This is a genomic window from Archangium sp. (genome assembly GCF_036389735.1).
Taxonomy (GTDB): Bacteria; Myxococcota; Myxococcia; order Myxococcales; family Myxococcaceae; genus Archangium.
The window spans coordinates 1-20057 of record NZ_DASVWK010001128.1 but is presented as its reverse complement, the minus strand read 5'-3'; the positions used below and the strand labels follow the sequence as shown (position 1 = coordinate 20057).

General features: G+C 69.3%; 17 protein-coding genes. 7 read left to right on the top strand and 10 right to left on the bottom strand.

Annotated features, from left to right (window positions below; translation table 11 throughout):
* Positions 1–325 (top strand): lanthionine synthetase LanC family protein (locus VF794_RS40700; RefSeq protein ID WP_331119287.1); only part of this gene is annotated, 325 nt, incomplete at its 5' end.
* A gap of 6 nt (positions 326–331) precedes the next feature.
* On the opposite strand, the gene VF794_RS40695 is transcribed toward VF794_RS40700, so the two are convergent.
* From VF794_RS40695 to VF794_RS40685, 3 genes are read right to left on the bottom strand one after another with little or no spacing between them, the layout of a single operon-like run.
* Complete coding sequence (locus tag VF794_RS40695; protein WP_331119285.1) at positions 332–1666, bottom strand: DUF2330 domain-containing protein; 1335 nt, start codon at positions 1664–1666, stop codon at positions 332–334.
* Positions 1636–2487: an RnfABCDGE type electron transport complex subunit D gene (locus tag VF794_RS40690; protein ID WP_331119283.1), complete on the bottom strand. Its 852-nt coding sequence runs from the start codon at positions 2485–2487 to the stop codon at positions 1636–1638. The genes VF794_RS40695 and VF794_RS40690 overlap by 31 nt, the downstream gene beginning before the upstream one ends.
* Before the next feature lie 42 nt (positions 2488–2529).
* Entirely contained in the window at positions 2530–6615 is a 4086-nt protein-coding gene (locus VF794_RS40685; RefSeq protein ID WP_331119281.1) for a P-loop NTPase fold protein, read from the bottom strand.
* Between the two features lie 81 nt (positions 6616–6696).
* Between VF794_RS40685 and VF794_RS40680 the strand changes: the two genes are divergently transcribed.
* Positions 6697–7287 carry an HD domain-containing protein gene (locus tag VF794_RS40680; RefSeq protein WP_331119280.1) on the top strand — a complete coding sequence of 197 codons (591 nt, stop codon included), beginning with the start codon at positions 6697–6699 and terminating at the stop codon, positions 7285–7287.
* Between the two features lie 6 nt (positions 7288–7293).
* On the opposite strand, the gene VF794_RS40675 is transcribed toward VF794_RS40680, so the two are convergent.
* Entirely contained in the window at positions 7294–8019 is a 726-nt protein-coding gene (locus VF794_RS40675; RefSeq protein WP_331119278.1) for a hypothetical protein, read from the bottom strand.
* Between the two features lie 47 nt (positions 8020–8066).
* On the opposite strand from VF794_RS40675, the gene VF794_RS40670 reads away from it, so the two are divergent.
* Complete coding sequence (locus tag VF794_RS40670) at positions 8067–8288, top strand: hypothetical protein (RefSeq protein WP_331119276.1); 222 nt, start codon at positions 8067–8069, stop codon at positions 8286–8288.
* A gap of 963 nt (positions 8289–9251) precedes the next feature.
* The gene (locus tag VF794_RS40665) at positions 9252–10355 is read left to right on the top strand and encodes an alpha/beta hydrolase (RefSeq protein WP_331119274.1); all 1104 of its coding nucleotides are present in this window, start codon (positions 9252–9254) and stop codon (positions 10353–10355) included.
* A 12-nt stretch (positions 10356–10367) separates the two neighbouring features.
* On the opposite strand, the gene nfi is transcribed toward VF794_RS40665, so the two are convergent.
* The gene (nfi, locus tag VF794_RS40660) at positions 10368–11054 is read right to left on the bottom strand and encodes a deoxyribonuclease V (protein WP_331119273.1); all 687 of its coding nucleotides are present in this window, start codon (positions 11052–11054) and stop codon (positions 10368–10370) included.
* Positions 11055–11278: 224 nt separating this feature from the next.
* Here nfi and VF794_RS40655 point away from each other — a divergent pair, with 224 nt between their 5' ends.
* Both VF794_RS40655 and VF794_RS40650 read left to right on the top strand, forming a co-directional pair.
* Positions 11279–13648, top strand: coding sequence for an FdhF/YdeP family oxidoreductase (locus tag VF794_RS40655; protein WP_331119271.1), 2370 nt, complete (start codon positions 11279–11281; stop codon positions 13646–13648).
* A 16-nt stretch (positions 13649–13664) separates the two neighbouring features.
* A complete protein-coding gene (locus VF794_RS40650; RefSeq protein WP_331119270.1) occupies positions 13665–14255 on the top strand; it encodes a Uma2 family endonuclease in 591 nt (196 codons plus the stop codon).
* On the opposite strand, the gene VF794_RS40645 is transcribed toward VF794_RS40650, so the two are convergent.
* The 4 genes from VF794_RS40645 to VF794_RS40630 all read right to left on the bottom strand — a co-directional run bounded on the left by VF794_RS40645 (position 14252) and on the right by VF794_RS40630 (position 17646).
* The gene (locus VF794_RS40645) at positions 14252–14956 is read right to left on the bottom strand and encodes a PP2C family protein-serine/threonine phosphatase (protein ID WP_331119269.1); all 705 of its coding nucleotides are present in this window, start codon (positions 14954–14956) and stop codon (positions 14252–14254) included. The two genes, VF794_RS40650 and VF794_RS40645, sit on opposite strands and share 4 nt — an antisense overlap.
* Before the next feature lie 124 nt (positions 14957–15080).
* Positions 15081–16751: a dipeptidase gene (locus tag VF794_RS40640; protein ID WP_331119267.1), complete on the bottom strand. Its 1671-nt coding sequence runs from the start codon at positions 16749–16751 to the stop codon at positions 15081–15083.
* Between the two features lie 24 nt (positions 16752–16775).
* Positions 16776–17237: a hypothetical protein gene (locus VF794_RS40635; RefSeq protein ID WP_331119265.1), complete on the bottom strand. Its 462-nt coding sequence runs from the start codon at positions 17235–17237 to the stop codon at positions 16776–16778.
* A gap of 64 nt (positions 17238–17301) precedes the next feature.
* Positions 17302–17646 (bottom strand): hypothetical protein, encoded by a 345-nt coding sequence (locus VF794_RS40630; protein WP_331119263.1) that lies wholly within the window; start codon positions 17644–17646, stop codon positions 17302–17304.
* A gap of 187 nt (positions 17647–17833) precedes the next feature.
* Here VF794_RS40630 and VF794_RS40625 point away from each other — a divergent pair, with 187 nt between their 5' ends.
* Positions 17834–19465 carry a fumarate hydratase gene (locus VF794_RS40625; protein WP_331119261.1) on the top strand — a complete coding sequence of 544 codons (1632 nt, stop codon included), beginning with the start codon at positions 17834–17836 and terminating at the stop codon, positions 19463–19465.
* 18 nt (positions 19466–19483) lie between these two features.
* Here VF794_RS40625 and VF794_RS40620 read toward each other — a convergent pair whose 3' ends face one another.
* Positions 19484–19879 carry a hypothetical protein gene (locus VF794_RS40620; protein WP_331119259.1) on the bottom strand — a complete coding sequence of 132 codons (396 nt, stop codon included), beginning with the start codon at positions 19877–19879 and terminating at the stop codon, positions 19484–19486.
* Between the last annotated feature and the right edge of the window lie 178 nt (positions 19880–20057).

Below are 20057 nucleotides of genomic sequence, written 5' to 3'. Positions count from 1 at the left end.
TGCACGCGCCATGGCGCGACGGGCGGCCGCGCGCCTGCCGGAGCAGACGCGGGTGACGGACGCGGGCCTGTGCCACGGAGCGGCGGGGCTCGGGCACCTGCTCAACCGGGTGGCGCAGGCTACCGGGGACGAGGCCCTGGCCGAGGCCGCACGACGCTGGCTCGGGCGCGCGGTGGAGCTGTGGCGGCCCTCGCACGAGGAGGGCCCGGGACTGCTGACGGGCGCGGCGGGCACGGGGCTGGCCCTGCTCGCGGCGGTGGGCGAGGCCGCGCCCGGATGGGACCGGGTGATGCTCGCCTCGCTCGCCGGTCCGGACGCGGGATAGCTCCCGCTACTTCCACAGCTTCTTGTACCAGGAGTCCTGGGCCTTCTTGTCCCCGGCCTTCTTCCCGGGCGCGTCGTCTCCCATCTTCTTGGTGATGGTGCCCAGGTCCCAGCCGGTGAGCTCCGCCAGCGTCTCGGCCTCCTTCTGGTGACGCTTGTCCAGTTGGGTGAGGTACTGCTTTCCCGCCTCGCACTGGAGCGAGCCCTTGAAGGCGTGCCGCAGCACATAGCGCGCCTGGAAGTTCTTCCGGTCGTTCGTCACCTGGAACACCAGGTCCTCCGGGAAGTGCTCGCCGTCGTAGCGCGCGTGCAGGCGAGTGAGCACCGTCTGGCCCCCACCCGGCTCGTCCAGCCAGAAGACCCCGAGCGCCCGCTGCTCCTCGGGGCTGAGCGGGTCCGCCGCGCACGGGTCGCACCAGCCCATGTCCCAGACGTACTCGGTGAAGATGGCGCGCTGCTCCTCCTTCTGGTGCGCCTTCTCGAAGAGCGCCGGGTAGAACCGGGCGAACTCGCCCTTCACGTACACGGGGATGTCCATGTCGCTGGGCACCTTCACCGTGCGGTAGTTCGACGACTCCACCCGCCCCTGGCGCGTCAGGGCGTAGATGACCAGATCCTGCGGCCCTCGCGCGTTGGCCATGCCCAGGCGGATGGGCAGCATGAACTTCTTCGACTCGAAGGCCATCTGGAGAGGCCGCAGGTAGTTGAAGCCCCCGGCCTTCTGCTCCTTCAGGTTCACCTTCGCCACGAAGAACTTCATGTCCTGCTTGATGTACGGCGCCAGCGCCTTCGAGGCGCGCGGGGGAATCTTGTAGCCACTCTCGCGCAGCCACGTCTCCAGCCCCGAGGACTCCTTGGCCGAGAGCAGGAGGATGTCGTACTCACCGATGGTGTACTCGGCCTCCACCGTCACGCCCAGGGCCTTCGCGCGCTCCGCCATCGCCCCGGGCATGGGCGCCGCCGCCGAGGGAACGGATTTCCTCCTCATGACACTGGGCACGGGCGGAGTGCAGGGGTCCGCATCGAAGTACTCCACCAGCCGCGGCGCGGAGTAGGAGTCCAGCCGCTCGATGTGCTTGCGCTCGCCCACGTGGATCTGCTCGCGCTCGAGCACCACGGGCACGGGCACCACCAGGGCGAAGTCGGTGAGTTCGCCCTTGTAGTCATTGGACATGGTGATCACGGTGCGCTCGCCGTCACGCACGAGCACCACCTGCGAGGCCTCGTTGAAGAGGGTCGTGTCGGCCTTGCCCACGTAGAAACCACAGAAGGCCTCGGCGGCGGGCGCGGCGAGGGCCACCCATCCGGCGGTCAGGCAGGCTGCGAGGAGACGGCGACGCATGCGGAGTTCCTTTCAGGTGCCCCACCCCCCGGCCACTGGAAGCGGTCGGCGGGGAGGACACGGTCGATGAGCGGAGTGAGGGGAGAGACCAGACAGAGTGCCCAGAGGAGCGCGTTCTGCCACCAGAGCCCGTGCAGGAAGAAGAAGCCCAGCCCGGCCACGGAGGCGGCATAGAGGATGCGCCCCACGCGGTGGTCCGGCGTCGTCTTCGGGTCGGAGATCATGAAGAAGGTGAAGAGGATGAGGCCGCCCGCGGAGAGCTGGTGCTGGAGGCTGGCCCAGGGGGCGCCCAGGTAGAAGATGCGGGCGGCCTTGAGCAGCACCCAGGTGCCGAGGAAGGCGAGGCTCACATCCGAGCGGAACGAGCGATGGGCCACCGCCAGCCCGAAGGCCGCGAACCACCCCAGCATGGCGGCGCCGTGGCCCCACTGGCTGGGCGAGCACCACGCGTGCCCGGTGAGCAGCATGGCCACCACCAGTCCCAGGTTGGTGGGGTTGAAGAGGTGTTTGCCGCGCGCGCGCAGGACGAACTTGCTGGAGATGGCCACCGCGGCGGCGAAGGGCCCCACCCAGAAGGCATCGGTGCGCAGCAGCAGCGACAGCCCCAGCGAGGTGATGACGGGCGAGAGGTACCCCACGGGCGGCACCCGGAAGAGGCGCGTCATGGCCCACTGTGTCGCGCACGCCGTGAGGACGATGAGCGGCGGCTGCCAGGGCGGCACGTCGAAGCCCAGGGCCAGCAGGCCCGCCATCAGGAAGGAGGAGAGGAAGGCAATCTGGAGGTGGCGCGGATCGCGGGGCAGCGCGGCGGCGAGCGACATGCACCCATCAACGCCCGGGTTTGGGGAAAGGTCTAATTCGCGCTACTGGACCTTCACCGAGCCGGAGAGCCGCTGGAAGGAATGCAGCGCCTCGGCCGGCGGAGGACCCTCGTTGAAGTGCCGCAGGTGCGCCCTCCAGGACGCGTGCACCTCGGGAGGAATGGGCAGGGCGCAGTAGGTGGGCTTCTCCTCTTGAAGCGCGAGGTAGAAGCCCGGGTCCGTGAGCGCCTCGGGGGCGAACTCGTGCAGGGCCGCGAACGCCACCCAATGGTGCTCCAGGCCTCCCGTCATCGCCGGGGGGGAGTGCATGGGCGCCGGCAGCGCGCGCAGCCAACCGACGAAGGCGGGAATCACCCCTTCCGGAGGCATTGGGACACGCATCTCACCGGGCGCCTCCGAGGCCAGCAGGGCACGCTGGCACATGGCGAAGAAGCGCACCCGGTTGAGGAAGCGCTTGATGGAGCGCGGCGTCCGGTGGCGCAGCATGATGACGGGCCGCCAGATGTCCAGCGAGTCCGTGAAGGGCTGGGAGTCGCGAACGACCACGTCCCTCGGGAAGAGCGCGTGTCCCCGCGCGAGCAGCAGCGCGAGCACGACCCCCACCCACAGCAGGGCCGTCCAGGGTCCCGCGTCCGCGGAGTCCTCGCTCTTGAGGCTCCAGTCAATCGGAGCACCCGCACCGGAGCGATCTGGTGCCGGCGCCGGAAGGGTAATGCTCCCCCCCACCGGAGCGATGACCGCCGGAGTGGCGACCGCCGGAGTGGCGACCGCCGGAGGGGAAACCGCCGGGGGGGTCGAGACGGCAACCGGGGCCGGGGCCTGCTTCCCGGGCCTCAGCATCGGGACCTGCGTGTGCCAGCCGAGCGTGGCCGCCAGGGCGAGTGCGAGCGCCCCGAAGACGAGCACCTTCACCCGCTGGATCGTGCGCCGCCGCGCATCGTCGGACACGAGCTCGTCCTGGGCCCGCTCCTCCGAGAGCCGCGCCACGCGCTCCTCGGTCAGTGGGGGCACGGGCAGCTCGACGTTGATGAGCTTCTCCAGGTAGTGCCGCGCGTAGGCGATGCGCCGTGCGTGGCGGACCTGCTCCTCGGTGGGGGCGGGCCCCTCCAGCGGGGGCACGACGAGCGGGGCCAGGTTGTCCGCGGCATCGCCGAGCTGCTGGCCCACGTACTCCTCGACCACGCGACGGGAGATGGCCATCACCACGAAGCATTTACCGGATGAGACCAGGAAGTTGATGGCCTCCAGCATCTTCACCACGTTCTCCGGGCTGCACCGGTCCAGGTCGTCGATGAGGATCACCATCCGCCTCGGCCCGAGCGCCTCCGTCACGTCCTTGAAGTCCTCGGCGAAACGGGCCTGGAAGCTCACCCGCTCGCGGTAGTCCTCCAGCCGGGCGCGGCTCTCGACGGACGCCAGCAGGTGTGCGGGGTCCACGCCGAAGGACTTGAAGCCCTTCAGGAGGGTCTGCGCCAGCATCACGAGACTCGTGAGACTGCCGAACAGCGTGGGCCACGTCATGTCGTCCACGGGCTCGGGCTTGGGGGCCGGGGTGGGAGCGGTGTCCGAGGGTGCCGACAAGGCATCGGGTGACTTGGACCCGAGCACCCGCTCCGGCAGGGCGGCCAACCGCTCCGTGGCGAGGTTGATCTGCTGGGGGTTGCGCAGGAAGAAGGCCACGGACCAGGTGACGACGATGAGCAGTACGATCAAGAGGAAGACGAGGCGCGCACCGCGGCGCAGCAGGAGCCGGAGCCGGAACTCGAGTGCCTCCAGGCCGGGGAGCTGGGGCACGCACTGGGAGATGATGTTGGAGTAGAGGGCCGCCAGCAGGTTGTCCTCCTGCTGGTTGTGCCAGGCATTGAACCAGACGGGCCGGAAGCCGCGCTGGACCAGGTCGGTGCGCAGCAGGTTGAGCACCGAGCTCTTCCCGGTGCCCCACTCGCCCGTGACGGCCAGGGTGAGAGGCGGCAGCGTGCGCTCGTTGCGGATGAAGTTCGACAGACCCTGCGCGAGCGCCGCGAGCCCGAGCACGTCCTGCTTCGGATGCTCGATGGGGGTGTCGGTGATGAGCAGGTCCGCCACCGCCTCCGAGGCCTCGGGCTTCGAAGGCGAATGGGCCCGCCCCAGCCCCACCCAGCCCAGCACCACCACGCCCAGCCACGACACGAAATACCAGTGAGGCAGCGAACGCTCGTTGCGGACGCGTACCCACGACCTGCCGCCATCCTCGGAGCGCAGCAGGGTGTCCTCGTCACCGAAGAGCCAGACGTGCTTCGCGTCCGGCGTCATGACGGCCAGGAAGAGGTCGGCGGACGTGTCGGCGGCGTGCTCCCGGGTCCAGGTCTTCCCGCCGTCCTTCGTGGAGAACAGCCGTCCGTTCCTCCCGAAGGCCCAGCCCCGACTCTCGGACAGATGGAAGCCGAGCCCCTGCTCCGGGAGGTTCGTGGGGAGCTTCAGGGCGGGAGAGCCCTCCAGGCTCTTGAAAGCGTCCCCGGCGAGCCAGTCCGGGTCGGCCGCGACGGAGACACGGGAAGGAGACACCTCGAACGACTCGAGCCCCCTTCCAGAGAAGCGGCGCACCGAGGTACTGGCGCCGGCCAACTCCCGATAGCGCCCCGACACCGCCGGCTCTTCCTCGACCGACCAGTCCTTGGCCATGCTCGAGGACCGCAGGACCCGCGCCCGCTCGAAGAGCCAGACCTCGTCCCTCTCCAGGTCGAAGTGGGCGAACACGAAGCGTCCGTCGCGCCACTCCTCCCACGTCGTCCCGCCATTCAGGGAGCGCCACAGCCCCTCACCTGTCAGCGCGAGCAGCACCTCCCCATTCCGCATGGCCCCGAGCCAGAGGACCGGGGCGTCCAGCGCCCGGGACGACCAGGTCACGCCCCCATCGGTCGAGTGCAGGAGCGCCCCCGTCGAGGTGCCAGCCCACAGCTCCGAGCGCCCCGCCACACGCAGCGAGGCCGTGAGGGCCCGCGAGCGCGATACCTGGAGGTACGCGGTGCGGCCTCCGTCGTCCGTGCGCCACAGTGCGTCCTCCCCCTGGAACCACCCCGTCTTCCCGTCCTCCGCCATCCGGAGTTGGCGCAGGTTGCTCGCGCGAGGCAGGCGGAGGCTCTCCCAGGTGGCGCCTCCATCCGAGGTGCGGGCCAGCCACCCGTTCTTCCCCAGCACCCAGCCACGCCGCCCATCCGCCAGGAACTGGATGTCGGTCAGTTCCTCGGCGCCTTCGGGGAGCGGAAGGGCGTTCAGGCGCCCGCCCTCCAGGCTGAAGGCTTCCTTGCCCTGAACCCACCATGAGCGCCTCTCCTGGAAGCGGCGGGACGGCGTTGCCCGGAGGAGATCCGACTCATGGCCGGAGGTGATGAGCCGGTCTCCCGAGCGGACCACCCGGAGCGCTCCTCCCTCCGTGGAGATCCACGCCTCGGAGCCATCGCGCGAGACGCTCAGCCGGTACGTCGGCCCCGCGGGAATGAGCGCGGGGAGGACCAGCACCTCCTCGCTCCAGCGCGTGTCCTGGGGGCCCCTGTACCAGACGGACAGGTCGGTCAACAGCCAGAGCGAGCCATCCCCCCCCAGCGCCAGGTCCCGGATGCCAGCTCGTGGCCATCGCGGCTCCTCCGGGACAAGGCGTTTCCAGCTGGTCCCTCCATCGAGCGTCTCGTGGAGTTGGCCCTCCTTCGTGAGGGCATAGCCATGCGCCTCGTCCTGGAACGCGAGCGCCACGGGATGGCCCGAGTCGGGCAGCCGGTCCGAGCGCCACGTCCACCCTCCGTCGTCGGACCAGGAGAGGGCTCCACTGTCGAGCGTGAGGATGACCTTGCGGCCCACCACCTCGAGGGCCTGGAAGGACGAGGACGCCCCGACGCCGCTGCCATGGGTGACACGCAGCCAGGCATTGGACTCGCTCGGGTAGAGCCACGCCGCCCCTCCCTCGGGGCTGCGCTCGACGTCCGGCCAGGGCTGCTGGGTGAAGGCAACGCCCGTGGACACCAGCGCGAGCAGGGCGGCCAGGACCAGGTAGCGCCAGCGGAAGTGCAGCCACCGTGTCGTCCACCGTGTTCTCCCCGGAGACTTCCCGTGGCCCGGGTGTCTGGCCACCGGGACCTTGCCGCTTCCGTGCATGCACTCTCCCTCTCGGTCCAGAGGAAATCACTTCCGCGGGAGAAGCGACAGCCGGGCCCTCCCCACCGCTATCGTCCGGCAATGCAGACCAAGGCCGCTCCCCCCATCACCCACCTCCAAGGCCGGCGCACCCTGCCCCTCATCGAGGCCTACTTCGAGCTCAACCACCTCAAGCAGCTCTACCGGCAGGGGTGGTTGCGCGTGGGCCTCTCCCGGGAGAGGTGCGAGAGCGTCGCCGAGCACTCATTCGGCATGGCGCTGCTGTGCCTGTTCCTGGCCGACAGCTACTTCCCCGAGGCGGACGCCTCGAAGGTGGTGCGCATCGCGCTCCTGCACGACCTGGGCGAGGCCTACGCCGGAGACTTCACGCCTCACGACGCCGTGAGTCGCGAGGAGAAGCTCCGGCTCGAGCAAGAGGCGGTGGAGCGCATCCTCGCCAAGCTGCCACGGGGCGCCGAGTACCTCGCGCTGTGGCGGGAGTACGAGCACGGCACCTCCTTCGAGGCCCGGCTGGTGCGGCAGGTGGACCGTCTGGAGATGGGGCTGCAGGCCACCATCTACGAGCACCAGGGCGCGGGCGACCTCTCGCAGTTCTTCGCCTCGGTGCACAAGGCATTGGAGACGCCCGAGCTGAAAGCGCTGCTCGCCGAGCTCGAGACGCTGCGGCCCTGAGTCACTTCACGGCGTCACGTCGAACGCCAGCCCGAAGCCGAAGGTGAGGCGCCCGCCCGAGAGCCGGTCCACCGGCGCCACGTAGGAGAGCTGGTACGCCGTCCTCGCGGGGCCTCGGCTGAAGGCCCCCGCCGACAGCCCCAGCTCGGTGCGCGCCCGCCACCGCTGCTCGGGGTCCGCCAGCTCCGGCCTCCACTGGAAGCGCTCCAGCACCTGCGCTCCCACCACCCACTCCCAGCCCTCCGTCTGGTGCCCGAGGAGCACGGGCAGAGCCAGCTCGAGGTCCGGCGCGAGTTCGCCCCGGGGAGACAGCGGCGTGAGCGCGAAGCCCACGCCCGGCGCCACCGACAGCACCTGCCGGCGCTCCGTGCTCAGCGCTCGCGAGAGGAGCTCCCGCTTGCCGTCCACGTAGACGCCCCCGCGCACCTGTACGCCGAGGCCCGCGGGCACCTGCGCGGAGGCGAAGAGCGACACGCCCACGTCCGTCGCCTCGGCCACGCCCGTGCGCCCCTGGAGCCGCAGCTCCGGCAACGGCGTGCCCTCGGGCAGGAAGGCACAGCGGTTGGCCACGTCCCGCGACAGGCTACACCACGGAGACAGCGCCACCTGCCCGCCCGCGCGCAGGGTGCCCCTCGGCACCGTGGAGGCCGTCTGGAGGGGCACCACCGTGGTGCAGCCCGAGCCCAGCAGGAGCACATACGTCAGCAACGGGAGCGAAGGAGAGCGAGTCATCGAGAGGTGCTGGAGGAGGAGTCGTGCCAGTGTAACCTCAAGCGTCCATGTCCTTGCGATTCGCTCTTCTCACGACCTCGCTGCTCGTCGTCTGCACCGGCTGCCCGGACACCTGGGGAATCGAAGGCACCATGGACCAGGCCATGGCGAAGGACATCCAGGAAATGACGCGGCAAAAGAACTGTGCCCTGGAGAAAGACGACTACGAGTATCGATGTGGGAATGTGGCGCTCTGGAAAACGCGTCACTGCCCCACGGAATGCCGATGAACCGGCGCACGGTCCTGAGCGTTCTCCTCGCTCTTCTGCTGATTGCCCCACTGGTGGGGTTGCTCCTCGTGGCGGCCCATGGCGGAAGGTTGGCAGGGACGCAGGAGCCCCAAGTCATCCCGATGCTCGCTCGCGATCAGCGCCGAAGCCTGCTGACCTACGAGCGCGATTGCCAGAAGAACGAGGATTGTGACGCCCCGCTGAGCTGCTTCATGCACCCGATGAACGGGGGACGTTACTGCACCGATAGCAAGTGCATGGCGGACCCGGATTGCCAGACGGGCTTCGTCTGCCGCACGTTTCTTTCCGCGGACAACGTCTCCCGCGTTCGCCTCTGTTCGCCGCTAGGAGTCCGAAGCGAAGGAGAATCCTGCGAGCTCCTCCCCTACACGCAGGAGCAGAGTTGCCAGTCAGGTCTGCTCTGCCAGGGCTGGTGCGGGCGCCCCTGCCAGTTGAACGACCCCTCGACCTGTCCCGCAGGCTTTTTCTGTAGTGAGGGACCCAACGGGCCTTCCTGCCTGCCCACGTGCAAGGACCACCCATGTCCTGAAGGGCGGGAATGCATCGAACTCGCCGAGCGGGTCTCCGTGTGCGCGAAAGTGCATGGGCAGAAGTGCGACCGGACGTCCTGTCCGGAAGGAAAACGGTGTCACCACGAAGGCATCTCGCACCGCTCGGACGAGGTCTGGATGTCGTGCCTCTCCCCGTGTAGTGGAGACGATCTCCCCTGCCCAGAAGGGCTCGTCTGCCACAACTACCGCTGCCGCCAGCCGTGTGAACCGAACGGTCCCGACGTGTGCGGTCCGCACCGCCGCTGTGACCGACATACGGACACTCAGCCCTGGACGTGCCGCCCGGACATCTGACGACGCCTGCCCGCTCCCTCTCCTGCCCCGGGTGCGGCCTGGCACCGGCAGGAGATGCTCCGCCCTGTGACTAGCTTTGAAAGCCAGGAGGAGTGCCATGGAACGCACCACCCGACGCATCCTCGCGGGCGCAGGAGTAGGGCTTCCACTCGTGGCCCTGGGTGCCCGGCTGTGGACCAGCCAGGGGTCCACGCCCCCCATCCGGGACGAGCAGGGCCACTCACGGTCCGAGGGCATCGCCTCGCTGGAGCAGGTGAGGCTCGGAGGCGTGGACCAGTGGCTCCTGATGCGCGGGCGGAGCGTCCACAACCCGGTGCTGCTCTACCTGTCCGGAGGCCCGGGCGGCTCCGAGATGGCCTGGGTGCGCCACTTCAACGCGCCGCTGGAGGACCACTTCGTCGTCGTGCAGTGGGACCAGCGCGGCGCCGCCAAGTCCTACGCCGCCGTGAAGGACCGGGACGCCCTCACCGTCGAGCAGTACGTCTCCGACGCGAGCGACCTGCTCGAGCTGCTCACCACCCGCTTCGGCCAGGAGAAGGTGTTCGTCGTCGGCCACGCGTGGGGCAGCATCCTCGGCATACTGCTCGCCCAGCGTCGTCCCGAGCGCATCCATGCCTATGTCGGCGTCGGCCAGCAGGTGAACTTCCTGGAGAACGACACCGTCAGCCACCTGCGCGCCTATGAGCTCGCGGGGCGCTTCGGGGACGGCAAGGCGCTCGCGAAGCTGGAGCGCATCGGCCCCCCGCCCTACACGGGCCCGGACATGGCCCGGCGCTACATGACGCTGGCGTCGCTCGCGAGCCGCCACGCCGGCCGCCGGGGCATCCTCCCCGAGCTGCTCTCCTCGGTGCTCAAGGCGTCCGAGTACTCGCTGCGCGACAAGGTCCACTTCATGCTCGGACTGCGCGACACCTTCCCCCTCGTGTACCCACGGCTCGCCGGCTTGGACCTGGAGACGCAGGTGCCCCAGCTCCAGGTGCCCGTCTGGTTCATGCTCGGGCGCGAGGACTACGTCACCCCCTCGGAGATCGCCGCGCGCTACTTCGACACGCTCGACGCGCCCCGCAAGACGCTCCTCTGGTTCGAGCACTCCGGCCACTCGCCCCAGTTCGAGGAGCCCGGGAAGTTCAACAGCCTGCTCTCCCAACAGGTACGCACCGCCTCCGTCGGGGCTCAGCCCGAGGAAATGCTGCTCCACTGACGCCCCCGCCCGCTACCCGGCCCTGGCCGCGCGGCGCACCTCGTTCACCAGCCGGTGCGCATGGCGCGTCGTCTCCGGCTCGCGGTAGCGGGTCGTCACCCGCAGCACCAGCTCCACCGCCGTGCGCAGATCCATCCGGTGCCCCGGTGATACGTACACGGGTTGCACCTTGGGGCGCGTGCGCACCGCCATGCCCACCACCTCGCCCCGGTGGAAGAGCTCCGTCATCGCGCCCCGCTCCTCGCCCAGCGGCCCGTGCTCGCCCACCAGCAGCGACTTGGCGCACCCGATGGAGGGCACGTCGAACAGCATCCCCCCATGGCACGCCAGCCCGAAGCGCCTGGGGTGGGCCGTCCCCTGCCCGTCGAAGATGAGCACGTCCGGCCTCACCTCCAGCCTCTCCCACGCCCCCGCCAGCACCGGCAGTTCCCGGAAGGACAAGAGCCCTGGCACGTAGGGGAAGCCCAGCTTCACCGCGGCGCTCGCCCTGGCCACCGGCTCCAGCGTCCCCGCGTCCAGCACCACGAAGCCCCCGTAAGCGGTGTCCTCTCCCCGCAGCATGGAGATGTCCGCGCCCGCCACGCGCTCCACCTTCAACCCTCTCGGCGGACGCGGCACCAGCCGCTCTCTCAGCTCGCGTTGCAGCGCCACCGCCTCGCGCGGCGTCATGTCCCATCCATGCAGCGGCTCCAGCTTCATCCACCCTCCAGGCCGTGCGCGACCCTCCTTCTGGAGTCGCCCGCACCATGTGACCTGGGAGATTAGCTCGTCCGGAGCCCTGGCGCCGCTCCCAGAGGGCTCGGTGACCGCCTGTCTCCTCGCCTGCCTCCCTTTCCCAGAAGGGGGACAGGTCCGGGCGGGCACCGGTAGACTCCTGGCCCTCGGTCGCGGCGCCCTCCACGTCCGGGGTCCAGGAGGAAGCCATGGCGGAAGCGAAGCGGCAGGAGCAGGCGGCGACGGAGTCCGGCACGAGCGCGCTCGCCCGTCCCGAGACGCTCCCGAGCGCCCAGCCCCCCACCACTGCCGAGCCCCTCCAGGTGGGCCCTCCGGCGACGTCCGCGGGAGGCGTGCCGGCGGTGGTGAACGCGATGAAACACGCCTTCAGCGAGATGGGGCCGGTGCGCGGCACGCGGACGCTGCTGAAGATGAACCAGACGCACGGCTTCGACTGCCCGGGCTGCGCGTGGCCGGACCCCAAGCACCGCACGGCCTTCGAGTTCTGCGAGAACGGCGCGAAGGCGGTGGCGGAGGAGGCCACCACGGCGCGGGTGACGCCGGACTTCTTCCGCCAGTGGAGCCTGGTGGAGCTCGCGGCACAGACGGACCACTGGCTGGGCAAGCAGGGCCGGCTCACGCACCCCATGGTGCTGCGCGAGGGCGCCACGCACTACGCGCCCATTTCGTGGGACGAGGCCTTCGCGCTCATCGCCGAGGAACTCCACGCGCTCGCCTCGCCGGACGAGGCGTGCTTCTACACCTCGGGGCGCACGAGCAACGAGGCGGCCTTCCTCTACCAACTCTTCGTGCGGCAGTTCGGTACCAACAACCTGCCGGACTGCTCGAACATGTGCCACGAGTCGAGCGGCACGGCGCTCAACGAGACGCTGGGCATCGGCAAGGGCACGGTGACGCTGGAGGACTTCGAGAAGGCCGAGGTCATCATCGTCATCGGGCAGAACCCGGGCACCAACCACCCGCGCATGCTGACGGCGCTCGAGGCGGCCAAGCGCCAGGGCTGCCGCATCCTCAGCATCAACCCCCTGCCGGAGCCGGGCCTTCAGCGCTTCAAGCACCCCCAGGCGGTGCGAGGTGTCCTCGGCTCGGGCACGCCGCTGGCGGACCTGTTCCTCCAGGTGCGCATCAACGGGGACGTGGCGCTGCTCCAGGGGCTGGGCAAGGCGCTGCTGGAGCGCGAGGCGAAGCAGCCGGGCACGGTGGTGGCACGGGGCTTCGTGGAGGACCAGACGCTCGGCTTCGAGGCCTACGCGACGCACCTGGGCACCGTGTCCTGGGAGGACGTGGTGGAGCAGAGCGGCGTGTCGCGCGAGAAGATCGAGACCGTCGCGGAGTGGCTCGCGGGCACCGAGCGCATCATCTGGTGCTGGGCCATGGGGCTGACGCAGCACCGCAACGCGGTGGGCAACATCCAGGAGATCGTCAACCTGACGCTGCTGCGCGGGAGCATCGGCAAGCCAGGGGCGGGGGTGTGCCCGGTGCGTGGGCACAGCAACGTGCAGGGCGATCGGACCATGGGCATCATCGAGAAGCCGAAGGCCGCCTTCCTGGACGCGCTGGCGCGGGAGTTCGGCTTCGAGCCGCCGCGCCACCACGGCCTGGACACGGTGGCCACCCTCCAGGGGATGCTCGCGGACCGGGTGAAGGTCTTCTTCGCGATGGGGGGCAACTTCCTGTCGGCGACACCGGACACGGAGCGGACGGCGGAGGCCCTGCGCCGCACGCGGCTGACGGTGCACGTGTCCACCAAGCTGAACCGGGCGCACCTCGTCACCGGCAAGCGAGCCCTCATCCTGCCGTGCCTCGGGCGCACCGAGGGCGACGCGCAGGCGGGCGGGCCACAGTTCGTCACGGTGGAGAACTCGATGGGCGTGGTACACGCCTCGCGGGGGACGCTGACGCCGGCCTCCGAGCACCTGCTCAGCGAGCCGGCCCTCGTGGCGAGGCTGGCCAGGGCGGTGCTCGGCGAGCGCAGCCGGGTGGAGTGGTCCTGGCTGGTGGAGGACTACGACCGGATTCGAGACCTCATCGCCAAGGTGATTCCGGGCTTCGAGGACTTCAACCGGCGGGTGCGCGAGCCGGGGGGCTTCTCGCTGCCGAACGGGCCGCGCGAGGGCCGCTTCACCACGCAGAGCGGGAAGGCACACTTCACGGTGCACGCGATGCCACGGCTGAAGCTCGGGCCGGGGCAGTTGCTGATGATGACCATCCGCACGCACGACCAGTACAACACGACGGTGTACGGGCTGGACGACCGTTACCGGGGCATCCTCGGGGGGCGGCGCGTGGTGATGCTCAACGCCGAGGACATGAAGGAGCTGGGCGTGGAGTCCGGGCAGGTGGTGGACCTCACCAGCCACTTCGAGGGCCAGCAGCGCGTGGCGCACAGGTTCGTGGTGGTGCCGTACGACATTCCGCGGCGCTGCGCGGCCACGTATTTCCCCGAGGCCAACGTGCTGGTGCCGCTCGACAGCTTCGCGGAGAAGAGCCGCACGCCGACGTCCAAGTCCGTCGTCATCAGCCTGAAGAGCTCGGCCCTGGCGGCCTCCACGCCATGAGATTACCTTTCCTTCCATGAAGGCCACCGCGAAGAAGCCTGCGACCTACGCGGATCTCTCCGCACTGCCGAGTCACCTCGTGGGAGAGATCATCGAGGGCGAGCTCGTGGCCTCGCCCCGGCCGGCCTTCGACCACGCCATCACGAGCTCGGCCCTGGGCGGCGCGCTCGTGGGTCCCTTCCAGTTCGGGCGAGGAGGACCGGGCGGCTGGTGGATCGTCGATGAACCCGAGTTGCACCTGGGCAGGGACGTGCTCGTTCCCGACCTCGCGGGTTGGCGCCGGACGCGAATGCCCAAGCCCCCCCGGGCTGCCTTCCTGACGCTTGCCCCTGACTGGGTTTGTGAGGTGCTCTCGCCTTCCACGGCGGCGACCGACCGCGTCCGCAAGAAGCACATCTACGCCCGTGAAAAAGTCGAGTACGTCTGGCTGTTGGACCCGGTCGCGCAGACCCTGGAAGTCCATCGGCTCCAGGACGGGAGATGGGTCGAGTGCGGCGCCTTCTCGGGTGACGCCAGGATCCGTGTCGAACCGTTCGAGGAGGTGGAACTCGAGCTCGGGACCTTGTGGCTCCCTCCCGAGGACGAGGAACCCGCCAGCACGCCCTAGCCGACCTCCAACACCCGCACCACCACGCCCGTGATGTTGTCGGTGCCTCCCCGTTTGTAGGCCTCGGCGACGAGCCGCTCGGCCATCTCCTGGGCCGAGCCCCCCTGCCCCAGCAGCTCGGTCATGAGGGCCGGAGGTACCGGCTCGTACAGGCCATCACTGCACAGGACCAGCACGTCGCCCGGCCGCACCTCCACGCGCTGACAGTCGGGATCGACGCTGGTATCCATCCCCACGGCACCCGTCAGGGAGTTGCGGTACATCGAGGCAAAGGGGTTGCGCGTGTCGAGCCCATCCTCTTCCATCTCCGCGAGCACCGTGTGGTCCCGCGTGAGCCGCCGCGGTTCGCCCCCCCGCACCAGGAAGGTCCGACTGTCGCCGAGGTTGCACACGATGGCGTGCCCCTCCGCCAACAGCACGGAGGTCACCGTCGAGGCCATCATGGACAGCTTGCCGCACTGCTGGGAGCGCACCGCCTCCTGGGCCTGGCGCACCGCCTGGAGGACGAGGCGCTCACAACCTTCCTGCCTGACCCGCTGCTCGCCTCTCTCCTGGGAGGCCAGGAACTCGGTCAGCGTGTCCAGGACGAGCTGGCTGGCCACCTCGCCGCCCTCGTGACCGCCCAGCCCGTCGGCGACCGCGAAGAACCCCAGCTCCGGCTTCTGGCAGTAGGAGTCCTCGTTGTTTGGCCGGCGGCCCACGTGTGTGGCCGCTCCACTGTCGATTCGAGCCATGGCGGACCCCCTGTTGAAGATGTACATCGCGCCCGGACGTCTCGACGTACCTCCCCGGTCCCCTGCTCCCCAGGCACGGGGGCTCAGTGCCTCACGGCGCGGGCGCGACGGTGGGCTTGGGCGCCGGCTTCGGCTCGGCCTTCGGCTCCTCGGGGACGAGCAGGCGCGAGCCCGTGTCCTTCACGATGTGCCGGTACCAGGACTCCGGGTACTTCGGGTGGTTCACCTTGCCCTGCTCATCCCGGACGTTGCCGTCGATGTACTTCACCAGCAGTTGCTCGCCCAGCTTGCGCCAGCGGGTGTGGACCTTGTCGCCCTGGCTCACCGAGTACGCGGTGAGGTAGTCCCGCGCCTGCTCCGGAGTGCTCTCGTACAGCTTGAGCGCGGCCTTCTCGACGTCCGCCTGGTCCGCGAGGAACTGGCCTTCCAGCTCGCCCTGGGTCCGCTGCACGTCGACGATCATGTCGCTCCAGCGCGAGTAGGCCTGGTTGGACACCCAGTTGAACACCCAGAAGGAGGAGTCCCAGGAGAACTCGCCGCGGCTGGCCACGCCCTGGGAGAAGTTCTTCGGCACCTGGCGGATGCCCGCGTACATGGGCGTGTACACGGTGGTGAAGGTGTCATCCACGCCGAACCACAGCACGCCGCCAATGGGCGCGGGCAGCGAGGAGCGCATCTGCGCCACGAAGGAGAAGCCCGTCTGCTGCGTGGAGATGGCGCGCTCGTGGAGGTACTTCTTGCCGTCCACCTGCCACGTCATCGGGCGCCAGCGGTAGGGCACGGCATACGGCCCGGCGCCCACGTCCTTCGTCATGTCCAGCGGCGTGCCCTCGAAGTGGTCACGCATCAGCGCCATGGCGTCCTGCACGGACACCTTCTGGTCCGGCTTCACCCACAGGGGCAGGCGCTTGTTGGGGACGGAGCCATCCACGTACTCCGCGCCCAGCTTCGCCGACGGGGCCGCGCGGCGGAAGATGCTCCACACCCGTCCCTCGGCGAAGCGCATGCTCTCGAAGTCGAACGGGTGGTAGGTGTCCGCGAAGCTGAAGTCCTTGTTCGCGCCGGTGAACCAGCCCTGCTCGCGCGCGAAGGAGATGACGTCCGGCGAGTAGAGGGTGCTCTCCGGCTCGTTGAGCGGGAACTGGCCGATGCGCGCCTGGTTGGCGTGCGCCGAGATGTACCCATCGGGCAGCCGGCGGGCCACCCACACCGCGCCCTTCTTCCCCGCGCCCTTGCCGATCATCTCGAGGATCCACGCCTCCTTGGGATCCACGATGGAGAAGGACTCCCCCGTGGAGGCGTAGCCATACTCGGCGACCAGGTCGGTCATGACCTTGATGGCCTCGCGGGCCGTCCTGGCGCGCTCCAGGGCGATGTAGATGAGCGAGCCGTAGTCGACGATGCCGGCGGGCCCCTCGAGCTCCTTGCGGCCCGTGAAGGTGGACTCGCCGATGGAGAGCTGGTGCTCGTTCATGTTGCCCACCACCGAGTACGTGGCGGCGGGCTGGGGGATGCGCCCCAGGAACCTGCCCGTGTCCCACTCGATGATGTCGCGCATGGCCCCGGCCGCATGGCGGCGCGCGGGCGTGTGGTACAGCTCGCCGTACAGCTCGTGCGCGTCGGCGGCGTACGTCATGAAGGTGGAGCCATCCGAGGTGGCGCCCTTGGTGACGAGCATGCTGGTGCACGCGAGCGCCGCGGGGGCGACCAGCCCCGCCGAGACGGCCAGGACCGGAACGAACTTCGAGGTGCGTCGGATCATGGCGGCGGATGCTACCAGGGCCGCCTAGCCGGTGCTCCTCTGGGGCATCAGCCCGAAGTGGGCCTTGACGCGCTGCGCCTCCCGGACGAGCCCCGCCTCGTGGAGCTGCCCCGCCGCCCACCTCGCCGCCTCGGGGAGCGAGCGCGCGGGATGGTACGGTGTCTGCGCCTGGGAGAACTGGAGCACGATGCTCAGCGTCAGCCGCGCGATGGGCGAGGTGATGACGAGCGCGCTGCCGAGCGAGTACTTCTTCATCAGGGCCGCGCGCTCCCGGAGCCAGAGGATCTGCCGCTGGCGCTGCTCGGTGGTGAGCACCTTGAAGCTCGTCGTGTCGTAGATGAGGGCGTGCTTCTCCTTGCGGTCCAGGTAGGACTGCCGCCTGGCGAGGTACGCCTCGAACTGCTCATTCGTGGGTGTCCCCGAGTACCGCACGACGAGCAGCGGCCACAGGGAGTCATCGAAGGTGATGTGGCTGGGGGGCTCCATGTCTCCTAGTTTGAAGAAAAGTGAGAAACCCGACAAGGGAGACTTCCACGCACACCCGACAATTTCAGTCACGCTGGACGCGCAGGATGTCCTCCAGCCGGACAGCCGTGCAGGCGACCGGGTGGATCTCCGAGAGGCTCCAGTCCTCCAGGGCCTGGGCGTCGATGAGGACCTCGGGCTTGGGGAGGAAGGCCCGGAAGCAGTCCTCGAGGCCCCGCTCCGCCGCCACCCGCCGGGCGTGCTCGGCGCCGTGCCGGCTCCACAGGTACAGCCCCGCGCCCTTCTGGGCGAGCTCACGCAACCGCGCCACCATCCGCTCCGGGGAGATGCGCGCGTCGGTGGTGCTCGGCACCAGCGTGTCCTCGGCGTCGAGGTAGATGGCCGCACAGGGGACGTCGGGGGAGGTCATGACCCCTTGAGGATGGCACCGCCCGGAGCGCTGTCCAGACTCTCCTGGTGGGCCTCCCCCCGGGCATCCGGCCGGCGGCCACGACAATCGCTCGTCGCTCGCATGAGGGCAGGTTGTGGGCGTGTTTCCGAGACTCTCCCCGGACGGGCCGCTCGCGGCGGACAATCGGGGGAAAGGGGATCCCACGATGACCGATTTCCAGTTCCAGGACATGCTGCCGCTCGGCAAGGACGAGACGCCCTACCGGCTGCTCACCAAGGAGCACGTCTCCACCTTCGAGGCCGGCGGGAAGACCTTCCTCCAGGTCGCTCCCGAGGCGCTCACGCTCCTCACCCGCGAGGCCATGCGGGACATCTCGCACCTGCTGCGCCCCGGCCACCTCGGCCAGCTCGCCCACATCCTGAAGGACCCCGAGGCCTCGGCCAACGACCGCTTCGTGGCGCTCGAGCTGCTCAAGAACGCCAACATCGCCGCGGGCGGGGTGCTGCCCTCGTGCCAGGACACCGGCACCGCCATCGTCATGGGCAAGAAGGGCCAGTACGTGGTGACGGGCGGGGGCGACGAGGCGGCCATCTCCCGCGGCGTGTTCGACACGTACCGCACCGCCAACCTGCGCTACTCGCAGATGGCGCCGCTCGACATGTACAAGGAGGTCAACACCAACAACAACCTCCCGGCGCAGATCGAGCTCTACGCCACCGACGGCGACGCCTACAAGTTCCTCTTCATGGCCAAGGGAGGCGGCTCGGCCAACAAGAGCTACCTCTTCCAGGAGACCAAGGCGGTGCTCAATCCGCAGAGCCTGCTGACCTTCCTGGAGACGAAGATCCGCTCGCTGGGCACCGCGGCCTGCCCGCCCTACCACCTGGCCATCGTGGTGGGCGGCACCTCGGCCGAGTTCGCGCTGAAGACGGCCAAGTACGCCTCGGCGCGCTACCTGGACACGCTGCCCACCACGGGCAACGAGCTGGGCCGCGGCTTCCGCGACGTGGCGCTGGAGCAGGAAGTGCTCAAGCTCACCCAGCGCACCGGCATCGGCGCCCAGTTCGGCGGCAAGTACTTCTGCCATGACGTGCGCGTCATCCGCCTGCCGCGCCATGGCGCCTCGTGCCCGGTGGCCATCGCCGTGTCGTGCTCGGCGGACCGCCAGGCGCTCGGGAAGATCACCAAGGACGGCGTCTTCCTGGAGCAGCTGGAGGCGGACCCGGCGAAGTACCTGCCGGAGACGGCGGAGACGGACCTGTCGGGCGAGGTGGTGAAGATCGACCTGAACCGCCCCATGGGCGACATCCGTGCCGAGCTGTCGCGCTACCCCATCAAGACGCGCCTGTCGCTGTCGGGCCCGATGGTGGTGGCGCGCGACATCGCCCACGCGAAGCTCAAGGAGCGGCTGGACCGGGGCGAGGGCATGCCGCGGTACCTCAAGGACTACATGGTGTACTACGCCGGCCCGGCGAAGACGCCCGAGGGCTATGCGTCGGGCTCGTTCGGTCCGACGACGGCGGGCCGCATGGACGCGTACGTGGACCAGTTCCAGGCGCAGGGGGGCAGCTACGTGATGCTGGCCAAGGGCAACCGCTCGCCGGCGGTGACCGAGGCCTGCAAGAAGCACGGAGGCTTCTACCTCGGCTCCATCGGCGGCCCGGCGGCCCGGCTGGCCAAGGACTGCATCAAGAAGGTGGAAGTGCTCGAGTACGCCGAGCTGGGCATGGAGGCGGTCTGGAAGATCGACGTGGTGGACTTCCCCGCCTTCATCGTCGTGGACGACAAGGGCAACGACTTCTTCGCGGACATCAACAAGCCCTCGAAGAAGTCGTGAGCACCCCGGGGGTGGGGCTCAGTGCTTGAGCCCCGCCACGTGGGTGGTGGTGGGCAGGTTCTCCAGTCCGTGGGCGAGCTGGAAGGTGTAGCGCACGCGAGGCGCGGCCTTGAGGCCGCCCATCACCTTGAAGAGGAAGTAGCCACGCTCGAGGTTGTCCGGATCCGGCGTCACCTGCACCTGGAGCAGGTCGGTGGTGTCGAGCACCATCTCGCCCACCAGGCGCTTGCCCAGGATGAGCTGCACCACGGGCGTGCCGTTGTCCTCGGCGAAGAGGACCCAGTGGAGGGCCTCGGCGTCGTAGAGCCAGGTCTCCTCGGTTCCGATGCTCAAGATGCAGTTGGTGTGATCCAGGATCCAGTCCCAGAAGCGGTCGAAGGGGAGGCTCGCTCCCGTCTCGGTCTCAATCGCCATGTCCCCCACATAACCCAGGTTGGGGCCGTGGAGCACTGCCGATGGGAAGACCCTCAGCCCGTGACGTTCCAACGGGCACTCGTTCTCCAGTCCGCTCCGGCCGTCACCGCCAGCTCCCGCCACTCGACCGTGATGAAGCCCACCCCTGGCTCGCGGGGGGCGCGAAGGACCTCGATGA